Source organism: Buttiauxella sp. S19-1, from assembly GCF_022134725.1.
GTDB classification, from domain to species: domain Bacteria; phylum Pseudomonadota; class Gammaproteobacteria; order Enterobacterales; family Enterobacteriaceae; genus Buttiauxella; species Buttiauxella ferragutiae.
The window spans coordinates 1-15,482 of the sequence record NZ_JAHWLU010000057.1; the positions used below are offsets into that span (position 1 = coordinate 1).

Consider the following 15,482-nt stretch of genomic DNA (forward strand, 5'->3'; position numbering starts at 1 on the left):
ATTGGCAATGGGTTCTGCGCACGCTGCGGAAGTTTATAATAAAGACGGTAATAAACTGGACCTGTACGGCAAAGTTGATGCTCGTCATGTGTTCTCTGATGATTCAGGTCAGGATGGCGATGACACTTATATTCGCCTGGGCTTTAAAGGTGAAACTCAGATTACTTCCGAACTGACAGGTTATGGTCAGTGGGAATATAACATTCAGGCAGACAGCACTGAAGGCGATAGCCAATCATGGACTCGTCTGGGCTTCGCTGGCCTGAAATTTGGTGACTACGGTTCATTCGATTATGGCCGTAACTACGGCGTAGTTTACGACATTGAAGCCTGGACCGATATGCTGCCAGTGTTCGGTGGCGACTCTTACACCTATAGCGATAACTTCATGACTGGCCGTGGCAATGGCATGGCGACTTACCGCAACACCGATTTCTTCGGTCAGGTTGAAGGCCTGAACTTTGCTCTGCAATATCAGGGCGCGAATGAAGGATCTAACGGAGCCTTTGATCAGGAAGGCACTAACAACGGTCACAATGACATCAATTCACAAAATGGTGATGGCTGGGGCTTGTCCACCACATATGATTTCGGCATGGGCTTCAGCGCAGGTGCAGCATACGCCTCATCTGACCGTACCAACGAACAGCAAACCGGCTCAACTGCTGGCGGTGAAGATGCAGATGTCTGGACTGTTGGCCTGAAATACGACGCCAACAATATCTATCTGGCCACCATGTATTCGGAAACCCGCAACATGACGCCGTTTGGTGATGTTGATGGGTTTATCGCCAACAAAACTCAAAACTTTGAAGTCACTGCACAATATCAGTTCGACTTCGGTCTGCGTCCAGAAATATCTTACCTGCAATCTAAAGGTAAAGACCTGGCACAAGACTACGCACCAAACAGCGACTGGAACGACAAAGACCTGGTTAAATACGTTTCTGTTGGCGCGAACTACTACTTCAACAAAAACTTCTCCACCTACGTTGATTACAAAATCAACCTGCTGGATGGCGATGACGATTTCTACGCTGCAACAGGCATCTCTACCGATGACGTTGTGGGTGTAGGCATGGTTTACCAGTTCTAATCTGATCTAACCCGTTATTGCTTTACCTCAAGGCTCGCGCAAGCGGGCCTTGCTCTTTTAATTCCCCCGCCTCGCACTCATTTCAATTAGCTACGCTTCTACTGAAATTATTGATATATGAAATAATTTCTACCTCACCGCACAAGCTGTGACACTCGTCGTTGAATGGTGAACGGGTAAATGTTTGAATAATGTCACAGAGAATACACATACTCGTCTTCTCGCCAGCGCTGTTCAGATCGCTGGTCTGGTATTACAGTCACGGTATAGTAGTTTTCCGTTCAAGAGATGACTTTGCGAGCGAGTAACATGATTAAGTGGCCCTGGAAAGCAAGTGATTCATCTGCTGTCGCAGCACTGCCGTGGGAGCAGGCTTTATCTATTCCTGTTCTGGCGACACTCACGCCAGCTGAGCAAGAAAAGTTGACCCGTCTTGCGGATCGTTTTTTACAGCAAAAACGCCTGGTACCTTTGCAAGGTTTTGAACTTGATGAGCTAAAAAGTGCGCGTATTGCATTACTGTTCTGTTTGCCTATTCTGGAGTTGGGCATTGAATGGCTTGATGGTTTTCATGAGGTGCTTATCTACCCTGCCCCGTTTGTTGTAGACGACGAGTGGCAAGATGATATTGGCCTGGTGCATCATCAGCGCGTCGTACAGTCCGGGCAAAGTTGGCAGCAAGGCCCTATAGTCCTTAACTGGCTGGATGTGCAGGACTCTTTTGATGCCTCTGGTTTTAATCTGGTGGTCCATGAAGTGGCCCATAAACTGGATATGCGCAACGGCGACCGTGCCAGTGGAATTCCACTGATTGCCCTGCGCGATGTCGCAGGCTGGGAACATGACCTCCATGCGGCAATGAGCAACATTCAGGATGAAATCGACATGGTCGGTGAAAACGCCGCCAGCATTGATGCCTATGCCGCTTCGGAACCGGCAGAATGTTTTGCGGTGCTTTCAGAGTATTTCTTCAGTGCACCCGAGCTTTTCGCTCCTCGTTTCCCCTCACTTTATCAACGGTTTTGCCAGTTTTATTGCCAAAATCCATTGTTACGCTTGCGTGAGAGTGAAAACAGCCCGACATCTCACGGAAACACGGTGCATTAATTCAACAAGTTGAGCTTAATTTAATCATCTGAATCAAGGTGTTATTTTTGTTATTGACTCTTTTTGAACGTGACGTTACTATTTGCCTCGTTCAAACGATTCCTCTGTAGTTCAGTCGGTAGAACGGCGGACTGTTAATCCGTATGTCACTGGTTCGAGTCCAGTCAGAGGAGCCAAATTTAAGAAGCCTGCTTAGGAAACTAAGCAGGCTTTTTGCTTTTGTGACTTATTACTTTGAGAATCGCCCCCCTCTCCTGCAAGCCCTGCCACATCTGCCTGTGTGACACATCTAACCCTTCCAGTTAAAGTTGTGTAAATGTCGATATTCCACCCTCGCTCGCGATTGCAAACAATAGTGATTATCATTTATCTTGCGCCAGCTCGCAGGGATGCCTCTGCGCACTGAACCCCATTAGTTCAAATCACTCAGGGATACACAACGATGAATGAGTTTGTTCTGCCTCGCACTGGACTGCGCCGTATCACGCTTGCATCCGCACTGGTTTTCTCCGTTAGTCTGCCGGTTTTTGCACAAGACTCACTGACTCTCTACACCACCCGCGAACCGGGTCTGATTCAGCCATTGCTGGATAGCTGGACACAATCCAGCGGCGTGAAAGTCAACACGGTGTATATCAAAGACGGCATGCTTGAGCGCGTCAAAGCGGAAGGTAAAAATTCACCTGCCGACCTGCTGATGACCGTCGATGCAGGTAATCTCATTGATTTAGTTGAAGCAGGTGTGACACAGCCTGTGGATTCTGCGATGCTCAAAACCGCGATCCCGGCCAACCTGCGTGGTGAAGATAACCAGTGGTTCGCGCTATCAATGCGCGCACGCGTACTCTATGCAGACAAATCCCTGCCGATTGATAACTGGCATTACGAACAACTTTCCAGCCCGGAATACAAAGGCAAAGTGTGTATTCGTTCCGGACAACATCCGTATAACACCGCGCTGATCGCGGCGATGATTGCTCACCACGGTGAAGCGAAAACCGAAGAATGGTTGCGTGGCGTGAAAGCGAACCTGGCACGTAAAGCCACCGGTGGCGACCGCGATGTTGCCCGTGACATCCTCGGCGGCATTTGCGATATCGGCCTGGCGAACTCCTACTACATTGGCCATATGAAAAACGCCAAAGAAGGCAGCGATGCGCGTAAATGGGGCGATGCGATTAAAGTCGTGAAACCAACCTTCGAACAAGGCGGCACCCACGTCAACATCAGCGGTGCTGCGGTTGCCCGCTTTGCACCGAACAAAGCTGAAGCCGTGAAATTGATGGAATACCTGGTCTCCGCACCCGCCCAGCAGCTTTACGCCCAAGCCAACTTTGAATATCCGGTACTGAAAGGCGTCCAGCTTGATCCGGTAATTAGTGCGACTATCGGTGAAATTGACGTCGATAAAGTTCCGTTAACTGAAATTGTTAAATACCGTAAACAAGCGAGCCTGTTGGTAGATAAAGTTGGATTCGATCAATAAATCACTTCGTCTTCCGACGTTGCGCGGCCTGGTTTCCGGGCCGCAGTCATTATTAACACCGCTCCATCTTGCTGCGTTGTGTGTCGCATTAGGCGTGCTAATGCCTGTCGTTGCGCTTATCTGGCAGGCGACGCAGGCTGATTTTTCGCACTGGGATAATCTGGTCACATTTGTCCTGCCTTCGGTGCTAAAAAATACCGTTTTGCTGCTGGCAGGCGTGGCCGTGATAGTCGGTGTGATTGGTGTTGGCAGCGCCTGGGCGGTGACCGCCTGGGATTTCCCCGGGCGTAAAATTCTCAGTTGGGCGCTGTTACTTCCGTTGGCCATGCCGACCTACATCGTGGCCTTCGCCTGGCTCGATCTGCTGCACCCTATCGGCCCACTGCAAACCTTCATCCGATTTTTACTGGGCTTCGACAGCCCGCGCCAGTTCCGGCTTCCCGACTTACGCTCATTGCCTGGTGCGATTATTCTGCTGGGTCTGGTGCTCTATCCTTACGTTTACCTGACGACCCGCGCTATGTTTATCAGCCAGCCAGCACATTTGCTGGAAGCAGCACGTACACTGGGTTGCAGCGCTGCGGGGACTTTCTTTCGTGTCGCGTTGCCGATGGCTCGCCCGGCGCTGGCAGTGGGTATCAGCCTGGCGCTTCTGGAAACGCTCAATGATATTGGGGCGTCGGAATTTCTCGGCGTACAAACCTTAACCGTCACGGTTTACACCACCTGGATTTCACGTTCTGATTTGGCTGCCGCCGCGCAAATCGCCTGCATGATGTTGATGTTTATTTTCTGCATCCTGACGCTGGAATTTTATGGCCGTAAAAAGCAGGGGTTCAGCAGCCGTAGCCTGCGTGAGATTCAACCAACAGCAATACGCGGCTGGCGTGGTTGGCTGCTTGCCAGCGTTATCGCTCTGCCGGTCATTCTGGGCTTTGTCGCGCCCGTGATATTTCTGGCCTGGGAGAGCATGAAACGTTTTGGCGAAGAAAACCCACTCTCACCGGCGTTGCTTTCGGCATTGCAAAATACCTTGTTACTGGCGGCGGGAACCACACTGGTGGTGGTTTGTGTCAGTTTGCTGGTGGCATGGAGTGCACGCCACAGTGCCGCAGACAACGCGCTGCCAGGTTTTCGCCGTGGCGTGATGCGCCTTGCGTCATTAGGCTATGCGGTGCCGGGTACGATTCTGGCAATTGGTTTTCTCACACCCGCCATGGCCGTAGACCGCTGGCTGGCAGATTTGCTGGAGGTGCGTGGCTTGCCGCTGATGTCTGCCGGGGTCTTGCTGGTTATCTGCTGCGCCATGCGTTTTCAGGCCATTGCCATTGGTGCGCTGGATTCCGGCCTGAGCCGCATTCCGCCCTCACTGGAACAAGCCTCCCGTTTGCTTGGCGAAAATGGTGCAGGGACGTTTGCGCGGATTCATTTCCCGTTGCTGCGCCCGGCACTAGTCAGCAGTGCGTTACTGGTCTTCGCCGATGCCATGAAAGAGCTGCCGACGACCCTACTTTTGCGCCCGGTGAATTTCGAAACGCTGGCGACACTGCTTTACGCTGAAGCCGCACGCGGAACCTATGAAGAAGGCGCCATCGCTGCGTTGATGATTGTTCTCGCAGGCACGCTACCGGTTATTTTGCTGGTTCGCCACCAGATGACTCGCACAGGTTAAAGGAAATATTTATGTCAGAAATTGCGTTACGCCTTCAGGATGTGCGTGTGGCTTACGGCAACAGTCAGCAGCCGGTGCTGAAAGGGTTTTCGATGTCAGTACGCAAAGGCGAGCTGGCATGTTTGTTGGGGGCATCTGGCTGCGGGAAAACGACGGTATTGCGTGCAGTGGCAGGTTTTGAACGGCTGCAAAGTGGTGAGATTTATGTATCGCAACAGCGTGTTGCCGCAGCGGGTGTTCATCTGCCACCTGAAAAACGCAAGGTCGGGATGGTGTTTCAGGAGTACGCGTTATTCCCGCATCTGACTGCCCAACAAAACGTGGCCTTTGGCCTGCGCCGCCTGCCTCGCGAGGAGCAACAAGCCCGCGTGACTCAACTGCTCAAAATGGTGGAACTGCATAGCCATGCCAGCCGTTATCCGCATGAACTCTCTGGCGGGCAACAACAGCGCATCGCTTTAGCGCGTGCGCTGGCGCCGAATCCTGAAATCCTGTTGCTGGATGAACCATTTTCCAGTCTGGATAAACAAACACGTGAACGGCTTGGGCGCGAGGTACGCGATATCTTACGCGAGGCCGGGCAAACAGCGTTGTTAGTGACGCACAGCGAGCACGAAGCGCAACTGATGGCTGACCATATCGGTTATGTGCAACAAGGTGAGTTTCGGGCGGGAGAAAAAACGGTGAGGGTCGAAAGCGTTTAACGCTAATCGCCCTCACGGGAGTTACGCTTCTACGGCATTCAAACGCACTAGCTGCAAAGGCTCAGCCAGCAACTCATCCATCTGCTGCACAAACGCCTGGAAATGCGGTAGCGCGATGTGTGCATCCAGCGCTTCCTGCCCTTTCCAGGATTCACGCATGTAAAACACATCTGGCGTATCTTCAAGCTGGAACAAGGCGTAATCCAGGCAGCCTTCTTCCTTGCGAGTCGGTGAAATCAGCGCCTGCAACGCAGATTTTAATTGCTCGCGTTGCCCGGCTTTCGCTTTCAGCACCGCAATAATCGACAGCGTATTATCAGCCACGTTTAGCACTCCGTTAAAATTTCGCTGAATTCGAGACGCGATTTTGGCAATGCGGCGTTGAAGTCTTCCACGCTGCGATAACCAATCGGCACGATAACCAGGCTGGTGAAACCTTTTTCACGCAGGCCAAATTCTTCGTCCAGAATGCGCGCGTCAAAACCTTCGATTGGCACCGCGTCGATATTCAGCGTGGAAACACCCAGCAAGAAGTTACCGACGTTGAGATAAACCTGCTTTTCCATCCAGTGCTGCGCATCTTTATAATCAAAGCGATGCATATTCACAAAATAGGAACGCCCTTTGTGCTGCCCCTCCATCGCCTGCTGGCTGGCAAAACGGCCATCGGCATTTTCCTGGTCCAACAGTTTAGAAAGATGCGTTTCATCAATCGCCGTTTTCGCGCAGAACACCACCACATGTGAAGCATCAAGTACTTTGCGCTCGTTGAACACATAGAAACCAGACGTTGCTTTGGCAATACGCGCTTTGGCTTCAGGTGTGCTGGCCAGAATAAAATGCCACGGCTGCGAGTTGGTGCTGGACGGGCTGAGGCGCAGCAAATCCTTCACTTTTTCGATGTTTTCAGCGGTGATTTTTTTGCTCGGATCAAACGCTTTAGTTGAGTAACGTGAAGCTGCTGATTGAATGATATCCATGATGTTTTCTCTATGATTTTTATGTAATTAGAAGCCTTCAAGCACGATTTTACCGACCGCTCGATTGCTTTCAATCAATTCATGGGCACGACGTAAGTTTGCCGCGTTAATCGTTCCGAAATGTTCGCCCAGCGTGGTTTGCAGCACGCGCTGGTCAATTAAATCGGCCACACGAGTTAACAGGCGGTGTTGCTCAATCATGTCGCGGGTTTCAAACATCGAACGGGTGAACATAAATTCCCAGTGCAGAGAAATGCTTTTCACCTTCAACGGACGCGCATCCAGTGTTTCCGGGTCGTCAATCAACGCCAGTTTTCCTTGCGGTGCCAGCACTTCAATCAGTTGGCTGTAGTGTTGTTCGGTTTGGTTAAGGCTGGCAACGTGAGTCACCTGCTTCACGCCAATCCGCGTCAGCTCTTCCGCCAGCGGCTTGCTGTGGTCGATAACATGATGCGCCCCTAAATCTGTCACCCATTTTTGGCTTTGCGGGCGTGAGGCGGTGCCGATAACCGTAATGTTGGTCAGCTTGCGCGCTAACTGAGTGAGGATAGAACCCACGCCACCCGCCGCGCCGACAATCAGCAGCACATCGTTTTCATTGCCCTTTTCTTTCACACCCAGGCGGTCAAACAACAGTTCCCAGGCAGTGATCGCGGTTAAAGGCAATGCAGCAGCAGAGGCGTTATCAATCGTTTTGGGTTTCAGAGCCACGATGCGCTCATCCACCAACTGGAATTCGCTATTGCTGCCAGGGCGCGTCAACGAACCGGCGTACCACACTTCATCGCCAGGCTTAAACAAGCTAACCGCTTCGCCCGTTGCCACCACTACCCCGACGGCATCCCAACCCAATACCCGTGGCTGGTCGGCTTTAAAACCGGCGCGAACTTTGGTATCTACCGGGTTCACCGAAATCGCTTTCACCTCGACCAGCAAATCATGGCCTGACGCGACCGGCGTCGGTACAGTTATCTCGTTCAGAAAGTCCAGATTGCTGCCATCCTGTGCGGCTTGGGTTATCGCGATTGCTTTCATGGGTGCTCCAGAGATTAAAGGGTTCATCGTGTGAATGAACTCATGGTACAAGGTGTGCTGCTGGCGAAAAACAGCCGTTAGAAAACAACACTTATACTCGGAGAGTTAAAATGCTCAGGTTGGAAGACCTCACTTTGTTTGTCAGGGCCGCCGCCTTAAACAGTTTTAGCGACACCGCGCGTGAAGCCGGCTTGCAGCCAGCACAGGTTAGCACCGCGATTAAACGCCTTGAACAAACGCTGAATATCCGCCTGTTTGCCCGTTCTACTCGCAGCCTGCGGTTAACGCCCGAAGGCGAAACCTGGCTGCCGTATGCCATTACCGCGCTGCAAACCCTGGAAGCCGGATTTGAACAAATCCAGCCTGCGAGCGATGAAGTACGCGGCGTGTTGCAAATTGCGGTGCCGTCCGATCTCGGGCGTAATATGCTGCTGGGCGTATTTCAGGCATTTCGCCGTGAGCATCCGGCACTGCATCTGAAAATTCTGTTTTCCGACCAACTGACTGACGTATTTAAAGATCCAGTGGATGTCGCGTTTCGTTACGGCAATAACGACGATGCCTCATATGTGGCGCTGCCACTGGCACCGGATAACCATCGCGTGGTGGTGGCATCTCCGTCGTATCTTGAACGTTGTGGCGAGCCGAAAACCATCAGCGAACTGGTGCAGCATGAAGCCCTGACCTATGCGATTCGCGGGCGGGTTTATGACAAATGGACATTAAACCTCGATGGCGATGCGCATCATGTGGCGGTGAAAAGCGCGATGATCAGCGATGACGCCGAAGTGATACGCCGTTTAGCGGTGGCGGGGGAAGGGATTGCTTATAAATCATGGCTGGATGTCAGCGAAGATGTCAACGCAGGCCGTTTGAAGATTATTCTGCCGCAGTATCAGGGCGATAGTGTGCCGCTGAATTTGATTTGCCCGCATCGTAAACAGCTTTCAACCACAGTGCGGTTGTTACATCAGGCGGTGAAACAGCGTTGCGACGAGTTACAGATTTCGTCGCGAAAAGTGTAACTCGTCGGGTGGATAAGCGCTGCGTCATCCACCCTTTACATTTAAACCGATTACGAAATCGGATACGTGTACGGCGCGTTAACGCCCAACGGCAAGCCAACTGCCCACCACACCAGCAGGAAGATGCTCCAGCAGATAAAGAAGATTACCGAGTACGGCACCATCATCGATACCAGCGTACCCACACCGGTGGATTTCACATAGCGTTGGCAATACACCACCACCAGCGGGAAGAACACCATCAGCGGCGTAATAATGTTGGTGGTTGAGTCACCGATACGGAACGCAGCCTGCGTCAGTTCCGGGGAGATCCCCACCGCCATCAGCATTGGCACCATAATTGGCGACAACAGCGCCCATTTTGCCGAAGCAGAACCAATCAGAATGTTCACAACCGCCGTCAGCAAAATCATACCAATAATGGTAGCTTCACCTGGCAACGCCATGGTTTTCAGCACATCGGCACCGGCCAGTGCAATCAAGGTACCAATATTGGAATCGCCAAACGCTTTGATAAACATGGCGCAGAAGAAGGCCATTACCATGTACGAACCCATTTTACTCATGGATTCATTCATCGCATTGATGACGTCTTTACCGCTGCTGAATGTCCCGGCGACAAAACCGTAAACAATACCAGGGATAATAAAGATCAAGAAAATCAGCGGTACGATAGATTTCATGATTGGCGCACCATAACTGGTCAGCGAGCCATCACTACCGCGCAGCAACGAAGTTTCAGGCCATGCCAGAGCGGCAAGCCCAGCCAGCCCCAGAACCATCACCAGGCCAGCCACTTTAAAACCACGGCTTTCCTGTACGCTGTAGTTGCTCATATCTTCGTTATGCTGATAATCACCGTCGATTTTCAGTTTTGACACGCGCGGCTCAACAATGCGTTCGGTTACCCACCAGCCAACCAGCGTAATCATCACCGTCGAACCGATGCCGAAGAACAGGTTACATAGCGTGTTAACAGTGTAAGTGTTGTCCAGCAACTGCGCCGCCGTTTGGGTGAAGCCTTGCAGTAACGCATCGTTACCGGTTGGCACCATGTTGGCCGCAAAGCCGCCCGATACCCCGGCGAATGCCGCAGCAATACCGGCTAACGGGTGGCGCCCGGCAGACATAAAGATAATTGCGCCCAATGGAATCACCAGCACGTAACCCGCATCAGCCGCCACGTGGCTGAACATGGCGACGAAAATAATCATCGGGGTTAACAGTTTCTTCGGCGTCACACGCAGCATTTTCTTCAGGCCGGTATTAATAAAGCCTGAGCTTTCTGCCACGCCGACACCGAGCATCGCCACCAGCACGATCCCCAACGGTGCAAAACTGGTAAATGTGGTGACCATCGAAGAAATGGTGACCGTTAAGGCCTCAGCTGAAAGCAGGTTATTAATCTTAACGGCTTCATTTGTAACAGGATTTATGACATCGAAATCAATGGTGGAAAGCACCGCCGACATTGCCATAACGACCAATAAAAAATAGAAAAAGATCAAAGCGGGTTCGGGTAATTTATTCCCTGCTTTCTCAACAGCGTTGAGAAATCCTGTCATTAGACGACCTTCCGTGTTCCTTGTCGTTGTACTCATTCCTACCTCTGCTCACTGTTTCATTCATAGAAGTTATTGTTTGGTGCAATTAATAACATTTTAGAATAATTAACAGCTACTAACTTTACGTTAATAGTCAAAACGAGACGTTAACAGGTGATAGATATCATGTTTTGGATGAATGACGAGATATTGAGCTGGTGGATAATTAATCATGCAGAATAAAAGTCGGATACCGCTACTGCGAATCCGACCAGGGAAGAACCGTCCAGATGAACGGTTTACGGGAGCGGTTCTTTTTTAGGACGAGGGTATTTTTTAAGCCAGCGACCGCTGACCATGCGCCAGTAGAACAATACGCCGCGCACTGTCCAGTCGAAGAACATCCCCATCCAGACACCGACCACGCCCATTCCCAGCACAATGCCTAATGTGTAGCCCGCCACCACGCGACAGCCCCACATACTTGCCATGGAAACCCACATGGCGAAACGCGCATCACGCGCCCCTTTCAAGCCAGCAGGTAGAACCCACGAAGCCGCCCAAATCGGCATAAATGCCGCGTTCAACCAAATCAGGATTTTAACCACTTCTTTGACGTCATCTTCACTGGTGTAAAACGACGCCATCAAGCCGGCAAACGGCGCGGTTCCCCAGGCAATAATCGTCAGGCCAAGCGTAGACAGCCAGAATACGTGGCGCAGTTGCCGTTCCGCCTGGCCAATTTGCCCTTTCCCCAGACGCTTGCCGACAATAATGGTGGATGCCGAACCCAGCGCGTTCCCCGGTAAGTTAATCAACGCCGCAATGGAAAAGGCGATGAAGTTACCAGCAATCACGTTGGTGCCCATTCCGGCAACAAACATTTGCGTCAGCAATTTACCGGCGTTAAACAACACCGATTCGATACTGGCGGGAATACCAATCCCCAGCACTTCCCACAAAATGCCGACTTTCAGCGGGCGGAAATAGCTTTTCAGCGAGATACGCAACGAAGGGGCAAAACCCACCACCAGAACATAAATAAAACCCAGCGCGCCGATATAGCGTGAAATAGTCAGCCCAAGTCCGGCGCCAAAAAAGCCCAGCCCGTTCCAGCCCAGCGCGCCATAAATCAGGATGCTACTGATGATAATGTTGAGGATGTTCATCCCGCCATTAATCAGCAGCGGGATTTTGGTGTTCCCTGCCCCACGCAATGCGCCGCTACTGATAAGCGCAATCGCCGCCGCCGGGTAACTCCAGACTGTCGTTTGTAGATAAGACAGCGCCAGCGCTTTCACTTCAGGCGTTGCCGCGCCAGCAATAATATTCACCACATATTCACCCGCAAGGTGAATACCGGCGGCCAGCCCGATGGCAATAATCGTCATCAGGATCAGCGACTGCCGTGCTGCATCACGCGCCCGTTTCGGGTCACGTTTACCGAGGCTGAACGCCACCACCACCGTAGTACCGAGATCCACCGCGGCAAAGAACGCAATAATCACCATATTGAAGCTGTCGGCCAGACCGACGCCTGCCATCGCCTCTTTCCCCAGCCAGCTCACCAGGAAGGTACTCAACACGCCCATCAATAAAACGCAGGTGTTTTCCAGGAAGATAGGCACTGCAAGGGGAGTTATTTCGCGCCAGAATAGGACACGATAACTTTTTCGTTTGGCATACCAGCGTGTTTTAGCCACACGCTGGTGAAGTGCTGCTTGTAAGTTCAAGATTGACCTTGGGGGGAAGTGAAACCACATTTCAAATAATGATTTACAAATCGTTATCCTGCAAAGAGTTTTTTGTATAAAACAGGTTCATCATCCTATCCCCTAAATAATTGGAGTTGCATCAAGACGGCAAACTCAGGAATCCCCAGGAGCTTACATGAGTAAGTGACTGGGGTGAGTGAGTGCAGCCAACGCCGAGGCAGCTTCAAGTATGACGGGGATAATCGCCACCTAAATACGCCTTCCGCACTTCCTCGTTCCCCAACAACTCCTCGCCGCTGCCGCTCAACCTGATCTGCCCGTTGGCCATCACATAACCGCGGTCAGAAAGTTTCAGCGCGTGGTGGGCGTTCTGCTCCACCAGAAAAATCGTCATGCCGTTGCGCGCCAGTTCACGCAGCGTGTGGAAGATTTGCTTCACCACAATCGGCGCTAATCCCAGGCTTGGTTCATCCAGCAGTAACAATTTCGGGCGGCTCATCAGCGCGCGGGCAATCGCCAGCATTTGCTGCTCGCCACCTGACATGGTCATCGCTCGCTGTTTGCGGCGCTCTTTTAAACGCGGGAACAGATCAAACATGGTCTGCAAATCCTGCGCGGCATACTGATTACCGATGGGTATGGTGCCCATCAGCAGGTTTTCTTCGACCGTCATATCCGGGAAAATCCGTCGCCCTTCCGGCGCTTGCGCAATGCCGCCAGACGCCACAAAGTGCGTCGATTTATGGCTGATGTCGTCGCCACGAAACAGAATTTGCCCGGCGCGAATACGGGGCTGGCCGAAAATCGACATCAACAACGTCGATTTCCCGGCCCCGTTCGCGCCAATCAACGCCACGGTTTCCCCTTCGTTGACCTGCAAAGAAACCTGTTTTAGCGCCTGAATCGCGCCGTAAAAAACGTCCACATTGCGAAATTCCAGCATCGCCTCACTCATACACTGACCTCGTCTTCGTCGGTGCCCAGATAGGCGGCAATCACTTTGTCATCGTGTTGGATTTGTTCAGGTTTACCCTGCGCAATCACGTCCCCGTGGTCGAGTACAATGATGTGGTCGGAAATCTCCATCACCATGCCCATATCATGTTCAATCAGCAGCACGGTGATGCTGTGGTGGTCGCGCAGGAAGCGGATTATCTTACTCAGCGTGCGGGTTTCAACCGGGTTCAAACCCGCAGCCGGTTCATCGAGGCAGATCATTTCCGGCGCGGTACACATCGCACGGGCAATTTCGAGCCGCCGCTGTTGCCCGTAAGACATCTCACCCGCCAGACGATTAGCACAATCAACCAGTTCCACCACTTCCAGCCAGTAAAACGCGCGGTCTAAAGCACGGCTTTCGGCGCGTCGATACGCAGGCGTATTCAGCACACCGGCAAGCAAATTACGGTTCACCTGCATGTGCTGCGCCACCAGCAGGTTTTCCACCACCGACATTTCCCGGAACAAGCGGATATTTTGAAAGGTTCGCGCAAGCCCGGCGCGGTTTACCAGGTGTGTGCCGCCGAACATTTTGTAGAACAGACGCGAACCCAGTTGCGCCGGATTAACCCAGTCGCCAGGCTGGAATTTCTGCCCGAGGATTTGAATCACGTTGGTGGTTTTATCACGCGTGTTAAACAAGATATTGCCGCCGGAGGCTTTATAAAAACCAGTCAGGCAGTTAAATACCGTGGTTTTCCCCGCGCCATTGGGGCCAATCAGTGCGGTAATCGACCCACGGCGCACCTCAAGATTCACGTCGTTAAGCGCTTTAATACCGCCGAAGTGCATCATCAAATGTTCGACGCTAAGAATCATTTCACTCATGGCGCCACTCCTTTGCGCACCACAAAGCCGCTACGATTGATGCGAATCAGGCCACGTGGCCGCCAAATCATCATCACCACCATTAACATGCCAAACAGCAGCACGCGATATTCAGCAAAACTACGCAGTAGTTCGGGCGTCACGGTCAGCACAAACGCTGCCAGCACCACGCCAATCGTCGACCCCATGCCACCCAAAACCACAATGGCGAGAATTAACGCCGACTCAAAGAAGGTGAACGATGTCGGGTTAACAAAGCCCTGATAAGTGGCGAAGAAGACCCCGGCAATACCCGCGGTGGAAGCACCCAGCGTAAAAGCAGATAGCTTAACCAGCACATGATTCAGCCCCATCGATCGGCAGGCAATTTCATCTTCACGCAACGCTTCCCAGGCGCGGCCAATTGGCATGCGTGTCAGGCGGTGTTTGATGTACAGCACCAGCAAAACCACCAGCACCAGGATGGTGTAGATAAAAATAAACTTCAGGTTGGGGTTATAGGTAAGATGGAAAAACTCATGGAACGGCACTCCACCTTCTTCTTTGGCGCGCCGTCCAAACTCAAGGCCAAACAGCGTCGGCGGCGGTGCGGAGATCCCGTTCGGGCCGCCGGTAAACGTCAGCCAGTTGTTGAGCACCAGACGGATAATTTCCCCGAATCCCAGCGTCACAATTGCCAGGTAATCACCGTGCATACGCAATACAGGGAAACCAAGAAGCGCACCTGCCGCCGCCGCCATCAGCGCCGAAAGCGGTAACATCGACCAAAAACCCAGCCCGAGGTATTGATACCCCAGCGCCAGGCCATACGCGCCAATGGCGTAAAAGGCGACGTAACCCAGGTCCAACAACCCCGCGAGGCCCACCACAATATTCAGCCCAAGGCCAAGCAGCACGTAAATCAGCCCGAGGATCGCTACTGTCAGTACATATTTGGTCGCCACAAACGGGAAACAAACTGCCAGTGCAATCACCAGCGGAATAATCCAGCGCAGGCGGCTTTTGTATTCCGGTGGGCGCACATACACACCCGAGTTATCCGTTTCAAAGCGGCTCAAAAAACGTATCCCGGCGTGTGTGGTCAAAAAAGCGCTCAATAAAAAACGCCCGACCATTACCACAGCAATAATGACCACCAGCCGCTGCCCTTCGAAATTAAAGCTGTAGCCATCCAGCACCACACCGACTATCGGGCCAAAAACAATCAATGCGACAAGACCGGCGAAAATCGCGTCCAGCACGCAGCGTTTAAGGGAAAAACCTTCATGCATAACCGTTTCTGTTGTCATTT

General features: G+C 52.1%; 14 protein-coding genes and 1 tRNA gene. 7 read left to right on the forward strand and 8 right to left on the reverse strand.

The window, feature by feature from the left end:
• Position 1 precedes the first annotated feature (1 nt).
• The 6 genes from ompC to MES37_RS13730 all read left to right on the forward strand — a co-directional run bounded on the left by ompC (position 2) and on the right by MES37_RS13730 (position 6,065).
• Positions 2-1,096 carry a porin OmpC gene (gene ompC, locus MES37_RS13705; protein ID WP_237931750.1) on the forward strand — a complete coding sequence of 365 codons (1,095 nt, stop codon included), beginning with the start codon at positions 2-4 and terminating at the stop codon, positions 1,094-1,096.
• A 309-nt stretch (positions 1,097-1,405) separates the two neighbouring features.
• Positions 1,406-2,203, forward strand: a complete 798-nt coding sequence (mtfA, locus tag MES37_RS13710; RefSeq protein ID WP_121813848.1) for a DgsA anti-repressor MtfA — start codon at positions 1,406-1,408, stop codon at positions 2,201-2,203.
• A gap of 100 nt (positions 2,204-2,303) precedes the next feature.
• Positions 2,304-2,379: transfer RNA gene (locus MES37_RS13715), tRNA-Asn, on the forward strand.
• Positions 2,380-2,645: 266 nt separating this feature from the next.
• Positions 2,646-3,689, forward strand: coding sequence for an extracellular solute-binding protein (locus tag MES37_RS13720; RefSeq protein ID WP_064545440.1), 1,044 nt, complete (start codon positions 2,646-2,648; stop codon positions 3,687-3,689).
• Positions 3,673-5,361 carry an ABC transporter permease gene (locus MES37_RS13725; protein ID WP_237931752.1) on the forward strand — a complete coding sequence of 563 codons (1,689 nt, stop codon included), beginning with the start codon at positions 3,673-3,675 and terminating at the stop codon, positions 5,359-5,361. The genes MES37_RS13720 and MES37_RS13725 overlap by 17 nt, the downstream gene beginning before the upstream one ends.
• Before the next feature lie 11 nt (positions 5,362-5,372).
• On the forward strand, positions 5,373-6,065 hold the full coding sequence (locus tag MES37_RS13730; protein ID WP_064545436.1) for an ABC transporter ATP-binding protein: 693 nt from the start codon (positions 5,373-5,375) through the stop codon (positions 6,063-6,065).
• Between the two features lie 21 nt (positions 6,066-6,086).
• Here MES37_RS13730 and MES37_RS13735 read toward each other — a convergent pair whose 3' ends face one another.
• The 3 genes from MES37_RS13735 to MES37_RS13745 are packed head-to-tail and all read right to left on the reverse strand — an operon-like array spanning position 6,087 to position 8,080.
• The gene (locus MES37_RS13735; RefSeq protein ID WP_121813850.1) at positions 6,087-6,389 is read right to left on the reverse strand and encodes a putative quinol monooxygenase; all 303 of its coding nucleotides are present in this window, start codon (positions 6,387-6,389) and stop codon (positions 6,087-6,089) included.
• A 2-nt stretch (positions 6,390-6,391) separates the two neighbouring features.
• Entirely contained in the window at positions 6,392-7,045 is a 654-nt protein-coding gene (nfsB, locus tag MES37_RS13740) for an oxygen-insensitive NAD(P)H nitroreductase (protein ID WP_064545432.1), read from the reverse strand.
• A gap of 27 nt (positions 7,046-7,072) precedes the next feature.
• The gene (locus tag MES37_RS13745) at positions 7,073-8,080 is read right to left on the reverse strand and encodes a zinc-binding alcohol dehydrogenase family protein (protein WP_064545431.1); all 1,008 of its coding nucleotides are present in this window, start codon (positions 8,078-8,080) and stop codon (positions 7,073-7,075) included.
• 110 nt (positions 8,081-8,190) lie between these two features.
• Here MES37_RS13745 and MES37_RS13750 point away from each other — a divergent pair, with 110 nt between their 5' ends.
• On the forward strand, positions 8,191-9,105 hold the full coding sequence (locus MES37_RS13750) for a LysR family transcriptional regulator (RefSeq protein ID WP_064545429.1): 915 nt from the start codon (positions 8,191-8,193) through the stop codon (positions 9,103-9,105).
• A 50-nt stretch (positions 9,106-9,155) separates the two neighbouring features.
• On the opposite strand, the gene MES37_RS13755 is transcribed toward MES37_RS13750, so the two are convergent.
• From MES37_RS13755 to livM, 5 genes are all read right to left on the reverse strand, one after another.
• Positions 9,156-10,670, reverse strand: a complete 1,515-nt coding sequence (locus MES37_RS13755; RefSeq protein WP_121815378.1) for an AbgT family transporter — start codon at positions 10,668-10,670, stop codon at positions 9,156-9,158.
• Positions 10,671-10,948: 278 nt separating this feature from the next.
• The gene (locus MES37_RS13760; protein WP_064545425.1) at positions 10,949-12,382 is read right to left on the reverse strand and encodes an EmmdR/YeeO family multidrug/toxin efflux MATE transporter; all 1,434 of its coding nucleotides are present in this window, start codon (positions 12,380-12,382) and stop codon (positions 10,949-10,951) included.
• Positions 12,383-12,587: 205 nt separating this feature from the next.
• Positions 12,588-13,319, reverse strand: coding sequence for an ABC transporter ATP-binding protein (locus tag MES37_RS13765; protein ID WP_121815376.1), 732 nt, complete (start codon positions 13,317-13,319; stop codon positions 12,588-12,590).
• Complete coding sequence (locus MES37_RS13770; protein WP_064545421.1) at positions 13,316-14,191, reverse strand: ABC transporter ATP-binding protein; 876 nt, start codon at positions 14,189-14,191, stop codon at positions 13,316-13,318. Before MES37_RS13770 ends, MES37_RS13765 begins: the two co-directional genes overlap by 4 nt.
• Complete coding sequence (livM, locus tag MES37_RS13775) at positions 14,188-15,480, reverse strand: high-affinity branched-chain amino acid ABC transporter permease LivM (RefSeq protein WP_121815374.1); 1,293 nt, start codon at positions 15,478-15,480, stop codon at positions 14,188-14,190. Before livM ends, MES37_RS13770 begins: the two co-directional genes overlap by 4 nt.
• Between the last annotated feature and the right edge of the window lie 2 nt (positions 15,481-15,482).